9 protein-coding genes are annotated in these 13,797 nt (G+C 36.8%); 3 read left to right on the top strand and 6 right to left on the bottom strand.

Annotated elements, in window-relative coordinates; genetic code table 11:
* Positions 1 to 8: 8 nt before the first annotated feature.
* The 4 genes from ABWU87_RS08095 to ABWU87_RS08080 are packed head-to-tail and all read right to left on the bottom strand — an operon-like array spanning position 9 to position 4,702.
* Positions 9 to 1,661 carry a S41 family peptidase gene (locus ABWU87_RS08095; protein WP_353329718.1) on the bottom strand — a complete coding sequence of 551 codons (1,653 nt, stop codon included), beginning with the start codon at positions 1,659 to 1,661 and terminating at the stop codon, positions 9 to 11.
* A 26-nt stretch (positions 1,662 to 1,687) separates the two neighbouring features.
* Positions 1,688 to 2,134, bottom strand: coding sequence for a deoxycytidylate deaminase (locus ABWU87_RS08090; RefSeq protein WP_353329716.1), 447 nt, complete (start codon positions 2,132 to 2,134; stop codon positions 1,688 to 1,690).
* 16 nt (positions 2,135 to 2,150) lie between these two features.
* The gene (locus ABWU87_RS08085; RefSeq protein ID WP_353329714.1) at positions 2,151 to 2,612 is read right to left on the bottom strand and encodes a DUF4847 family protein; all 462 of its coding nucleotides are present in this window, start codon (positions 2,610 to 2,612) and stop codon (positions 2,151 to 2,153) included.
* On the bottom strand, positions 2,612 to 4,702 hold the full coding sequence (locus ABWU87_RS08080; protein WP_434533875.1) for a M3 family metallopeptidase: 2,091 nt from the start codon (positions 4,700 to 4,702) through the stop codon (positions 2,612 to 2,614). Before ABWU87_RS08080 ends, ABWU87_RS08085 begins: the two co-directional genes overlap by 1 nt.
* Before the next feature lie 141 nt (positions 4,703 to 4,843).
* Here ABWU87_RS08080 and ABWU87_RS08075 point away from each other — a divergent pair, with 141 nt between their 5' ends.
* Together ABWU87_RS08075 and ABWU87_RS08070 are read left to right on the top strand one after the other, a co-directional pair.
* Positions 4,844 to 6,670, top strand: a complete 1,827-nt coding sequence (locus ABWU87_RS08075) for an LTA synthase family protein (protein ID WP_353329712.1) — start codon at positions 4,844 to 4,846, stop codon at positions 6,668 to 6,670.
* A 189-nt stretch (positions 6,671 to 6,859) separates the two neighbouring features.
* Entirely contained in the window at positions 6,860 to 7,810 is a 951-nt protein-coding gene (locus tag ABWU87_RS08070) for a DMT family transporter (RefSeq protein ID WP_353329710.1), read from the top strand.
* Positions 7,811 to 8,003: 193 nt separating this feature from the next.
* Here ABWU87_RS08070 and ABWU87_RS08065 read toward each other — a convergent pair whose 3' ends face one another.
* Positions 8,004 to 8,507 carry a hypothetical protein gene (locus ABWU87_RS08065; protein ID WP_353329708.1) on the bottom strand — a complete coding sequence of 168 codons (504 nt, stop codon included), beginning with the start codon at positions 8,505 to 8,507 and terminating at the stop codon, positions 8,004 to 8,006.
* A gap of 102 nt (positions 8,508 to 8,609) precedes the next feature.
* The gene (locus ABWU87_RS08060) at positions 8,610 to 9,467 is read right to left on the bottom strand and encodes a hypothetical protein (protein ID WP_353329706.1); all 858 of its coding nucleotides are present in this window, start codon (positions 9,465 to 9,467) and stop codon (positions 8,610 to 8,612) included.
* 2,457 nt (positions 9,468 to 11,924) lie between these two features.
* On the opposite strand from ABWU87_RS08060, the gene ABWU87_RS08055 reads away from it, so the two are divergent.
* Entirely contained in the window at positions 11,925 to 13,790 is a 1,866-nt protein-coding gene (locus ABWU87_RS08055; protein ID WP_353329704.1) for an FAD-dependent oxidoreductase, read from the top strand.
* Positions 13,791 to 13,797: the final 7 nt, after the last annotated feature.

Genomic DNA, 13,797 nt, shown 5'->3' with positions numbered 1-13,797 from the left:
TCTGAATATTATTTTTTCTTTTGTGTATTGGTTCTGGGCGGAGTTGCAGGGAACGCCTGTCCTTTCATAAGGACTTCAACAGCTTTTAATACAGTTTTATCTGTTTGATTGATATACCTGTAAAACTCTTCCTCACCCAGCATGCTGTCAACAATTCGGCTGAAAAGCCTCTTTTCAATTAATTTATATGAGGTGCGAATCAGCAGATTCCTTCTTTTTATTCCATTCTTCTCAGCAAAATTGGCAAACTGATCTACAAGATTTTGTCTTTTCAAATAGTTTATTAAGGAATTTGCGTCAGTGAATTGATTCAGTTTATTCCTGTTCTGGTCGGTGTATTTAAATCCGAAGAGAATATCCAATCCTTTACTCATAGTAGATGTATAATATGAGGTAGACCCAATTGTATCTTGCGGAACAAATATATCGGGCATAATGCCACCACCTCCGTAAACAGTTCTGCCCAGACTGGTAAAATAGCGTAGCTTCTTATCCAGCTTAATGCTATCTTTTGAGAAAAATTCGCCCCGGTCATAACGATATAGCCAGTCCATTTCATAATTCTCATCGTTACCGTTTACGTAAGGACGCTGAATACATCTTCCTGAAGGAGTATAATAACGTGCAATGGTCAGACGAATTGCTGAGCCGTCACTAAATTCAATTGGCTGCTGTACCAGTCCTTTTCCAAAAGAACGTCTTCCTATTATTATTCCTCGGTCGTTGTCCTGAATAGCCCCCGCAAAGATTTCGCTGGCTGAGGCCGAACCTTCGTCCACTAAAACTACAATCGGTAATTTTTGACAGCTTCCTGTTCCATTAGCAAACTCTTCAGTACGTGGATATTTTCTTCCTTCCGTGTAAACTATCAGTTTTCCTTCAGGCAGAAATTCGTTTACCATCCGAGTTGCAGCTTCCATGAATCCGCCTGTATTACCTCTTAAATCAATGATAAGTCCTTTACAATTCTTTTGATTTAGCATTGCCAGAGCATTCAATAGTTCAATATGGGTAGTACGTCCAAACTTGTTTACGTTTACATAACCCACCTTATCATTGAGCATATATGCAGCTGTAACACTTGTAACCGGAATATCACCCCTTACAATATTGAAAGTGAGTAATTTTTTCTCTCCAAGACGCTTGACACTCAGTTTAACCTGAGTTCCTTTTTTCCCTTTAAGTTTACGTAAAGCAAGTTCCTGGGTCAGTTTCTTACCAACAAAAAGAGAGTCATTAACCTTTATGATCAAATCACCCGGCATTAATCCTACTTTTTCAGACGGACCTCCTTTTACTACTCTATTAATGTAAATGGTGTCATCCTGAATATGGAATTCTATTCCTATACCACTGAAACTTCCTTCCAGTTCGGAATTGGCCGCTTCTAAATCTTTTGCGGGAATATATTTTGAATGCGGATCTAACTCCGCTAATATTTGCGGCATAGCGTTCTCAACCAGTTCCGTCATGTTAACTGTGTCTACATACTGGTCATCAATAATCCGCAGCAGTGCATTTAGTTTGTTCGACGAACTGTTTATTATACCCAATCTGCTTCCAGAGTAGTGCTTGGTATAAAATGTTCCGATTCCTATTCCAACTACAACACTTACCGCAATAATAATAGGAGTAAAGCGTGAAGACTTATTTGTACTCATAAGTTGCTTTAAATTAAAAAGTTCTTTTATATTTGCTTCTCTTCGTTCATGTCTATATAAACAACCTCAATATTGGCTCGTTTTAATAAATTGATTCCATCCTCCAGACGATACCTCTCAGAATAAACTACTCGTTTGATTCCAGCTTGGATAATTAGTTTGGCACATTCAATGCAAGGAGCGGCGGTTACATACAATGTTGCTCCATCGCTGCTATTGTTTGAGCGTGCAATTTTTGTGATTGCATTAGCTTCAGCATGTAAGACATATGGTTTGGTTATGTTGTGCTCGTCTTCACAGACATTCTCGAATCCAGATGGTGTCCCGTTATACCCATCAGAAATAATCATTTTCTCTTTTACAATTAATGCTCCAACCTGTCGCCGGTTACAATATGAATTTTCTGCCCAGATAGTAGCCATGCGTATGTAACGTTTATCCAGTTTTTCTTGTTTTAAATCTATCGCATTCATTGTTGTATTGCTCTTGTTATTTCTTTTTTACATAGAAACTCATTGATTCATCCCGGATTCCATATCTATAATAGATGGTAAGCATGTTTTCATCAGCTTTATAGGAATAAGCTCCTTTAATAGCCTTGATAAAATCGAGTGCAGTTTGCGTATTGTCGCTGCCGGTTGTACTGGTAATAACCATCGAGAAATCGTTCGTTTTTCCATTTCCGGTCCAGTTCCCCGAGAATGAGCTATTGATGGCTTTTCCACTGAACGTATTATTCTCATTAAATATGATTATAAATCCGTTTGGATTTGCTTCAAATATTTCGTTGGCGTTGGGGTACCTATCCAATATTGGGTTTTGGTTCTTGTAATAAAAGTTTCCTAAACGCCAGTTCTTATCAACTATCAGTTGCTTTACATCTTCTGAATCGTTGCATCCGCCCAATACAGGTAGGAGTACCAAAAGAAAAAGTAAGATTCTTGTTCTCATTATTCTTTTATACCGTTTCTGATTAGCAGTGCATCAATGGTTGGTTCTTGCCCACGGAAGCGTACATACAATTTCATTGGGTGCTCTGTTCCTCCTTTTGAAAGTATGTTTTCACGGAAAGATGCAGCAACATCCTTATTGAAAATTCCTTTTTGCTTGAATAGAGAGAAAGCATCTGCATCCAGAACTTCGGCCCATTTATAACTATAATAACCGGCAGAGTAACCTCCTGAGAAGATATGTGAGAACTGAACACTCATACATGTATTATCTATAATAGGTAATAGTCTGGTTTTAGCCATAGCCTCTTGTTCGTAATTAATCACATTTCCTTCAAATGGATTGGTTCTTGTGTACCAAGCCATGTCAAGTAGTCCGAAACTTACCTGTCGAAGGCATGCATATCCAATATTGAAATTAGATGCATCCACAATACGTTTAATCAGTTCCTGAGGTAGTTCTTCGCCGGTTTGATAATGTTTGGCGAAGGTATTTAGAAATTCCTTCTCAATGGCATAATTTTCCATAAACTGAGAGGGAAGTTCCACAAAATCCCAGAATACACTGGTTCCACTCAGGCTTTCATAAGTAGAGTTTGCGAACATGCCATGAAGCGAATGACCGAATTCGTGCAAGAATGTTTCCACCTCGTCGAATGTCAGTAAAGCAGGTTTGCTTTCAGTCGGCTTTGTAAAGTTCATTACCAGCGAGATATGCGGACGGCTGTCTTTGCCATTTTCTTTCCACTGTCCCTTATATTGGGTCATCCATGCGCCTGCTCGTTTTCCTGCCCGTGGGTGGAAATCTGTATAGAGAACGGCCAGGAATTTTCCGTCTTTATCAAAAACTTCATAAGCATCCACATCCGGATGATATACTGGGATACTGCTGTTTTTCTTAAATGTTATTCCGTATAATCTTGTCGCTAATCCAAAAACACCCTCTTTTACCTTGCTCAGCTCGAAGTATGGACGGAGCATCTCGTCATTGATGCTGAATTTCTGATCTTTCAGTTTGTTAGAATAGAAATTCCAGTCCCAGGGCATAACCTGAAAATCTGATCCCTGTGTCTCTCTGGCCAGATTTTGTATATCTCTCAGTTCTTTTTCTGCGGTAGGTTTGTAAGCATCTACCAGCTGATTAAGCAACTTGTAGACCGCATCACTGTTTTCTGCCATTCTCTTCTCCAGAGTATATGCGGCATAATTTTTATAACCCAGGAGTTGGGCTATTTCCATACGGATATTGGCCAATCGGCTTACGATGGCAAAATTATTGTATTCATTATTGTGTGTACACAATGTATTGTAAGCTGTATAAAGCTCTTTGCGTAGGTCCCTGTTTTCACAATATGTCATGAAAGGAATGTAGCTTGGAGCATTCAAGGTAAACACCCAGCCATCTTTCCCTTTTTCCTTCGCAGTTAAAGCGGCTCCTTCCAGAATACTTTCCGGCATTCCTGCAAGTTTCGATTTATCAGTAATCTGCAGTTCGTATCCGTTTGTTTCTTTTAGAATATTCTGTCCGTATTGCAGCGTAAGTTTACTAAGCTCGGCTGTTAATTCGCGATACTTCACTTTTGCATCTCCTTCCAGATTAGCTCCTTTACGAACGAAACCGTCATAAGTGTTTTGCAGCAGTTTGCTCTCCTCCTTATTCAGCTTTAACCGCCCAATTTGGCTATATACGACTTTTACTCTGTCGAAAAGTTTTTTATTCAGTGAAATATTGTTTTCATGTTCCGATAAGAGCGGCATCATTTTTTCTGCTACAGCCTGTAGATCATCGTTTGTTTCCGCACTGAGCAGGTTACCAAATACATTCTGTACCCGATCAAGCAATTCTCCTGATTTTTCAAGAGCGACTATCGTGTTTTTGAAGTTGGGAGCCTCGGGGTTATTAACTATAGCATAGATCTCAGCCATTTGCCGTTTCATTCCTTCTTGCAAAGCTGGTTCAAAATGTTCTGTTTTTATTTTATCGAAAGGGGCGGTGCCATGAGGTGTGGTATACTTCCCCAGAAATGGATTCTGAGCCTGAGTCATGTTCATAATACAAAAAAATGCGAGTGTTATTGTTAACTTTTTCATTCAATTAGACATCTAAATATGTATCAAATACAAAAGTGCTAAAAAAAAATATTACTTCGAGAAGAATTGTGGAGAATTTAACAAAGAATATTACTTTTGCAGCTAATTTACTGAATAAATATAGTAAGATTATTGAAGAAGATGAGGGAACGATTTTTTTTGTTGGTAAAAACATATATGCTTTTTATCCTTTTTTTTGTGATCCAGAAGCCATTATTCATGTTGTATTATCATGATTTGTACAAAGAATGTTCATTTTCGGACTATTTGGCGGTAATCTGGAATGGCTTGCCACTTGATGGTTCTATTGCCGGTTATCTGACCGTTCTTCCCGGGCTTTTCCTGATTGCTTCGCTTTGGATAAGACCTTCAGTTTCTCATTGGATATTTAAAACATACTATGCCGGAGTTGCAATTTTTACCGGAATTGTTTTTGTTGTTGATATTGTGCTTTACAGATATTGGGGGTTCAGGCTTGATTCAACTCCTTTCTTTTATCTTAAAACTCCGAAAGAGGCATTTGCAAGTGCCGATTTGCTGACTATTATCGTGGGCTTTTTAGCTATAGCAGTTGCTATCACATTGATTTATCTACTCTTTAATCATTTCTTGGTTGCATCGGGTAAAAAAATGCAGAAGTCAGATAATCGAACCCGATATAGCCTGATTTTATTAGTGACCACCGGATTATTATTCATTCCTATCCGTGGAGGTTTCTCTGTTTCAACCATGAATGTAGGGTGGGCCTATTTCAGTGACAAACTAGAACTGAATCATGCTGCAGTGAATCCTTGCTTTAGTCTCATGGAATCTTTTGCTCGTGAAAACTCTTTTGATAATCAATATCGTTTTATGACTGCCGATGAGGCTACTGCAGAGTTTGACAAGATAAAGGATCACGCTCCGAAAGATTCTATACCGATGCTCTTTACAACAAGAAGGCCCAATGTTGTGCTGATAGTTCTGGAGAGTTTTATGTCGAAAGTTGTAGAACCTCTTGGGGGCATAGCCGGAGTGGCACCTAATCTCAGCCGTATGTGTGGAGAAGGAGTTCTTTTTACCAATTTCTATGCAAACAGTTTTCGTACCGACCGTGGATTGGTATCAATACTAAGTGGCTATCCGGCACAGCCTACTACTTCAATAATGAAATATCCGCAGCGCAGTCAGTCATTGCCATCCATACCAAAATCTCTGAAGAGTGCAGGTTATAGTACCGGATACTATTACGGCGGTGATGCCAACTTTACCAATATGCGTTCGTATCTTATCTCACACAAATACGACAATATAGTGAGTGATAAAGATTTCCCTTTGGCACAACGGTTGTCGAAATGGGGAGCGCCCGATCATTTTTTATTTAACCGTGCATCTGCCGATTTTAAAGAGGTTCAGAAAGAACCTTTTTTCAAAACCATTCAGACCTCCAGCAGTCATGAGCCGTTTGATGTACCCAGTCGTCGTTTCAAGCAACCTTATCTAAATTCAGTGTTTTATGTAGATAGTTGCCTGGGAAGGTTTATCGATCAGTTTAAGCAGACACGTTACTGGAAAAATACAGTTGTTGTGTTGGTTCCCGATCATGCTATGCGTTATCCTGCCAATATAACAAATCATCAGGCAGAACGTTTCCAGATTCCGTTACTGATAATAGGCGGGGCGGTGAAGCGTCCATTGAAAATAGATACGTATGCATCTCAAATAGATATTGCGGCAACGTTGCTTTATCAGTTAGGAATTTCTCATAAGGACTTTACATTTAGTAAAAACATCCTGAATCCGGTATCTCCTCATTTTGGTTATTTTACTTTCCCTGACGGATTTGGCATGACAACGCCTGATAACTATATGATTTTTGATTGCGAGGCAAATAAGGTTGTGCTTAACCGTGGCTTAAAGAAGAATGCAAATCTGAAACCGGCAAAGGCATTATTGCAAACTCTTTACGACGATTTATCCAAAAGATGAATTATATAAAACAACTAACAACAAATTAAAAACTAACACATGAATCCAAACAGAACCTATTTTAAGAGCGGAGCTATGTTTAAAAGGATATACGCTTCTGCTTCAGTTAACACTGACGCTTTTCCCTTCGAGGGTACGATTGATTTTACATATTGTTTGATTGCTGAAACTGAGAGCTGAGAAATATTTATGAAGAAAAGTTCTAAAGCCATTCTTTATGCAAGTATGGCTGTGTTGTGCTGGTCTACTGTGGCCACCGCGTTTAAAGTCGGATTAAAAACATTAACTTATTTCGAACTCATTTTAATAGCAAGCTGCACTGCGTTGATTATTTTTTCTGTGGTGCTTTCCATTCAGAATAAGTGGGCGATAATTCGTTCATTTAACAAGAAAAAGTGGCTCTATTTTGCCGGAACAGGTCTTTTAAATCCGGTTGCCTATTATCTGATACTGTTCAAGTCGTATTCGTTGCTTCCTGCACAAGTTGCTCAACCCATTAACTATTCGTGGCCTATACTCTTGCTGGTATTACTAGCCATTTTTACACGTCGGCCAATCCCGGTGTCTAAATATTTGGGTCTTGTCCTGTCGCTGTTGGGTGTGCTTTATATCTCATTAGGAGCTAGCAGTTCAGATGTTTCAGGAGTTTCTGTTTTTGGAGTGTTTCTGGATATTCTCAGTGCTCTTTTATGGGCTTTTTATTGGATGATTAATAATAAGCACCAGGAAGTTGATAGTATAGCCTCTCTTTTTATGGGTTTCCTTTTCGGAACTATCTATTTACTGATAGTCTCTCTTTTTGTAGGAGTGCATATTGTTTCTGCAACCAGTTTATTCGCTGGAATATATGTCGGCTTCTTTGAGATAGGCCTTCCTTTTATCTTTTTTGGAATAGCGATACGTACCACCAACAATCCCACTTTGGTAAATCAGCTCTGCTACCTGGCTCCCTTTCTTTCATTATTCTTTATATCCATTATTCTGGGTGAGAAGATTTACTTGTCAACCTATATCGGATTAATGATGATTGTCGGTGGCATTCTGTTCAACCAGTATCTTGCCGATAAAATTTCTAGAAAGATATTCCGGGCTATTGTGCATTATCGCATTACCCACAGAGTTAAGAGCCAGCATTCCTGAAAAGTTTGTATCTGCAAGTGAATAGCTGATTCGTTTTGAAATCAGTGATTCTTTGTTTTTGCTTATCTCAGTTACGAACTCTTACTCAAATATCAAAAATCAAAGAGGCTGCCCTACTCACAGGGCAGCCTCTTTGATGATGCATAAGTTATTTATCATTCGAATCCATTATAAGTTAAGGATGGCAACATACTTATTTATTCCTATACGGTGGCCACATTTTTATAACCTTCATATTGGGTGATGGCGGATAAGTCAGTGTCCAATTCGCATCCTGCAAATCTTGTAGACTCAAATCATACCGCTGAATAATAGTATTATTAATGTGAGTGGAGTGTGATTCCAACAGTTTCGCATCAAAAACATAAACCATCAGCGTGTCGGATTTAATACTTATTCCATCCTTAAATACTGCTTCCCAATAATCTCGTTGTTGAAGCGCATCTTTGTTTTCAGCATTTGGATATGCTTTATATATCTGAGGCTGATACTCCATCCCTCCAAGCCGATTGTTTAAAGTATCAGGGTACGAATGGTCAGCAACAATATATACCGGCACATCTGATTTGTTAATAAATCGAATTGTATTATGATGGTATTCATCCTCTTTTGTGCACATACTTGCCGTAGCCACAAAAGAAAGAACCAATAATGCTGCCACTTTATTTAATAATCGTACTGTATTCAGTTTTTTCATGAATTTGTTTAACGAGTGATTTTTATTGTTCTAATTTAATTACTTCTAAAAGTACTAAGTTTTCTGTCCTGTATAATAGTAAAATTACCTCTCAATAAATAATTATGAATTAACATGGAATATCCAATAAGCCTCTTCTGCTTCAGATAATGATATAGTAGTGTTGTTATCTCTTCCGTATATTGCAAAACCATGTCCATTATTTTTTCGATACAAAATTAATTGGCCATCTTCTGAATATTTAGCAAACGAACCAGATAAAAAGCTTAAATCATTGATAGTTCTATTCTTTGTATTCATCTCAAACAGTTGACAACTTATAAGTTTTTTACGATTATGCTTAAAACATCCGTAAGAATAAATTAGATAAATGCCATCAAGAGACAAATTAGCGTCATAGTATGCGCATAAAACTCCTTTATTTTTTGTGCCCTTAAATATGCAATTCCACTTACCCTTTTCTAAAATAGAAATACTGCCTTCGCCCAAATTATAATTTATATTTGAATCCGAATATTTATAATGTTTGTAGTATCTTTCACACAAGTCATTATAACTATTTATAACAGATAACGATTTTTCTCCATTAACTTTGACTGACTCCAAATAAAACCTATCGTCGGACAGAGTAATTATCTGATTTTTATTCACTAAAGTAACTTTACTATTTGCCTGCAAGATGCATTCTTTGCCTTTAATTAAATATTCTTTTTCATAAATTACTCTGCTGGATGAAGATGCTGCAAATTCAATACCATTATATAGAATGAAAGATATAGTATCATCCTTATAAAGTACCCTACCAATAGAAAAGTTTTTTGCACAATTAGTTAATTTTACAGTTTCCCTTTTCTCTACATTATAGAGAAAAATCGCATCTTTTGACTTGTAAATTATATCATTCCCCAGAACTGTAATGCTAATCATCATTGCAAATAATATCAAAAAAAATGATTTCATATTCTGATTAATGTTTTTGAGTTACGTAATATAATGAAGTTCATGGCCTAACTCCTTCAGACCAAAGAGCCATCTATGCATTTAATAAAAATGGATGTATTCCAATATTGTTTTTTATTTGAATGACATAATATCATGCATTACCTCATTCTTTATACAATATAATATTAGTAATACTATTTTTAATTATTGAAATTTCACGAAGATGCTATTAATGTTTTAATTATGCAACTTTTATATAAAATTAATTTATTTCTTTTTGAGAAGTTAGGAAGTTAATATTTATAGAATTCTTTATTTATGGTAGTTATAGCTTGTTTTGATATATTTTAGATTTGGAACCATTATTTTGCATAACAGATAATTTGTACTTGTATTGCTAAGAATCCCTTTTTGTTGGTGGAGAATCAATTCTTATGCTTTTCTCTTATTTTTGCCGTTATTTTCGCACGTCAAGTATTATATTGTTGATAATTAATAGTTTATTCTGATTGGCGCCTTGATAAACGGAATATAACGGAGTACGATAAATCGACGTGTAAAGAATTTTAGTGGCAGTGTGGCAGAGAAAACATTCTTTTTCTCGTTCTGTAAATCGTAATTCCAAAATAATTCTTTTTGAAGAATTTTCAAATTTCATTTTCTGAAACCGGTTAAACCTTATTTCTACTGACACTACTGCCACTAAAATTCTTTACAATAATAGATGTATAATAAAGAATATCAAGTATTTAGAAGGATGGTGGCCGGTTCTAGGCAGCCCGTTTGGCGGAATATATCAAGCGCAAGATGGGCATTTTAAAGACTGATGAGCAGGCAATGCTTGCTTTTGCCGCAGAGGGTAGGTTGTATTAAAGGCAGGATGAGCATTTCCGAGACCGATGAGCTGGTAAAGTTCGTTGTTTTTTGCAGCAGGCAAAATGCTTCAAGAGCAAGAAACGTATTGCCATGAACTAAAGATGATTGTAAAGCTGGGGCGGAATTTGAAATCTCTGAATTTTCAGTTCAAAAAATACAAAGGAACTACCCAATATAAGATCATTCACAAAACCGGGGGTGGGGAGGGTGGAGTAAAATAGTCCTTTTTTCGGTTTCAGGATTTCATATTTGAAAAAAAATCTTTTTGAAGAATTTTCAAATTTCATTTTCTGAAACCGAAAAACCTTTGTTTTCTCTCCACCCTCTCCACCCCAGAGAACAGCCCAATAGCAATATATGACTGATTATTTGCACTATAAATATGAGAGGCAACCCAAATCAGGCTTAAGAATTCATTAGTCAACCCATTACAGTGTTTGGAACAACAGTAGTCAACCTAAAACCAGCGATTAGAGAAACAAGGCAATGAATTGACCCAAACAACACCGACAATTAACCCAATTATGTACATATCTCATCTCAATCATGTACAAGATTGAATCCAAACATGTACATGATTGAGATGAGATATGTACATGATTCTGGTAATCATTGCTGTTGTTTTATCTAATTGAATGAGTCGTATCTTTAATTATCGGTTTTGAGGCTGCTACTTTTGATCTTAATTCTATTATGTTTTGGCGGATAATGATGATCGAATATATAATGTTTTTTTAGACTTGACACCTTGTTGCGAGTTAAATTTCCGGTTTAATTTACTTTATCTAAAGTTCCTTGTTGGGCTGTGTAATGCATGATTGCTTACGTGGATTGCGCTCATCACATGACATGATCTATAATTGCCGGGTGATTATTGATAGTAGCTGATGTGTAGGTTTGTTCTATTTATGTAGCCCTATACCTTATATATATATATGAAAATGAAAACAATGGATGAGTACTGGCAAGAAAGCATTTTATTTTATAATCGTTATAATGGTAAATACTAATTATAGCTACTACTATTGATAGCATTTTGCGGTTCATTGTACTTTATTTATTTTCGAGAGGGGGTCATAGTGTTTTTTATCTTTTATGCTAACCAATGCTTGGTGGAATACAGCAGAAATTTTATAAAGAGATAAAGATTTGTTGCTTTTGCAAGAATAATATGACATTAACTAATGTATACAAAATGAAAACCAAATTAACATATGGATACAATAGTTTGCAAAAAAATGGAAATAAATGTTCTTTATTGTTTATTTATTGCTATATTTAGAAGTGTAAATCAGTACTTTATTAAAGATATTAATAAACGTACTCGAATATTAAAATAATATTAAATTTAGGAATATATAGAGTTTAAAATAAAATTTTGCACTATTATTTGTTTTATAATTAATATTTGTATATTTGCGACTGAAAAACAATTATTTATTAGTATTGTTGCCTTAGATTAATTAATTATTGGAAAGAAAACGGCTATCTGATTATTCTCTTTTAAATCAAACGAATAGCTTAATAATTTAATATATATCCTGTTAGTGCTTATATATTTATTATTTTTTTGTGAATCTTATATCTATGATAAAACCGATGAAAGGAATTAAGTATTTTGCTATTTTTCTGTTTCTTACATCCTGTAAGAGTTTACCAGAAATCAAAACAGATGTGTTGGTAATTGGTGGAGGTGGTAGTGGCGTTACTGCCGGTATCCAGTCAGCTCGTCTTGGTGTTAACACTTTGGTAATTGAGGAGACTCCCTGGTTGGGAGGTATGCTCACTTCTGCCGGTGTAAGTGCCATAGATGGCAATTATCAACTCCCCGGAGGTCTTTGGGGTGAATTCAAACACGCGATTACCGATTATTACGGTGGCCCCGATTCAGTTAAAACCGGCTGGGTAAGCAACGTTTTATTCGAACCTTCAGTAGGTAATAAAATACTAAACCAACTAACAGCGCGCGAAAAGGCTCTTAATGTATGGAAAGAAACAAAAGTAGAGTTAGTACAGCGAAATGGAAATGGCTGGAATGTTACGGTTAATTGTGGAGGAAAGAAAAAAAGAATTTCGTCAAGGGTACTGATTGATGCGACCGAATTGGGCGATATTGCCAAATTATGCGGAGTAAAATATGACGTAGGTATGGAGAGTCGTTCTGATACAAAAGAATCAATTGCTCCCGAAAAAAAGAATCATATCGTACAAGACATTACTTATGTGGCTGTGCTTAAAGATTATGGGAAAGATATGACTATTTCACGGCCGGAAGGATATGACCCCACTGTATTTGCCTGCGCATGTGCCAATCCTGTTTGTATAAAGCCCAAAGAACCTCATCGTTTGTGGTCGAAGGATATGATGATTACCTATGGAAAGCTTCCGAATAACAAATACATGATCAATTGGCCTATTGAAGGAAACGATTATTATATCAATCTGGTTGATATGACTACGCAAGAACGGAATGAAGCTTTAAAATATGCAAAGCATCATACAATGTGTTTCCTTTATTTTATGCAAAAGGAGTTGGGCTTGAATACGTTAGGGCTTGCAGATGATGAATATCCAACTGCTGATAAGCTTCCTTTCATTCCATATCACAGAGAATCAAGAAGAATACACGGTGAGGTGCGCTTTACATTGAATGACATAACGCATCCATACAACCAGCCGGAAAAATTATACCGCACCTGCATTGCAGTGGGCGATTATCCGGTAGACCATCACCATACTCGTTATCACGGAGTGGAAGAACTTCCAGATCTCTATTTCTATCCGGTACCTTCCTATGGATTGCCTTTAGGAACCTTGATACCCAAAGAAGTAGATGGATTGGTCGTTGCCGAAAAATCTATATCTGTATCAAATCTTGCAAATGGCACAACTCGTTTGCAGCCGGTTGTCATGCAGATTGGTCAAGCTGCAGGGGCTTTAGCGGCTTTGTCTGTAAAGGATCAGATTTCTGCAAGAAAAGTTTCTGTTCGTAAAGTTCAGAATGCGATTTTGGAAGCCGGAGGTTATCTGCTGCCTTATTTGGATGTTGAAGTAACTAGCCCTCTGTTTAAACCTTACCAAAGGATAGGATCTACCGGAATATTGAAAGGAACGGGTAAAAATGTTGGATGGTCTAACCAAACATGGCTACGGACCGACACCTTACTGCTTACTTCCGAACTGGATGGATTGAAGGAGTTTTACCCTTCAGCTGTATTTGATACAACAAAAAATACTATAACCCAGCAAGAAGCCCTTGAATTGATTTCTCAGATTGCCAAAAATGAGAATATTACGTTGAATGGAGAGATTGTTGCACTAGCCCGTAAGATATTTGCTGATTACGGATTGCCAGAAATGAATCCTGAAAAGGAGATAAAACGCGGAGAGATGGCACTGCTTATTGATCAGTTGCTTGATCCTTTCAATAAAAAAGAGGTTGATCTGCGGGGAAATTGCAAGTAAAACTAAC

Origin of the sequence: Bacteroides sedimenti, assembly GCF_040365225.1 — a bacterium.
GTDB lineage: Bacteria > Bacteroidota > Bacteroidia > Bacteroidales > Bacteroidaceae > Bacteroides > Bacteroides sedimenti.
The sequence above is the reverse complement of the archived record's forward strand: the minus strand, read 5'-3'. Positions and strand labels throughout refer to the sequence as shown.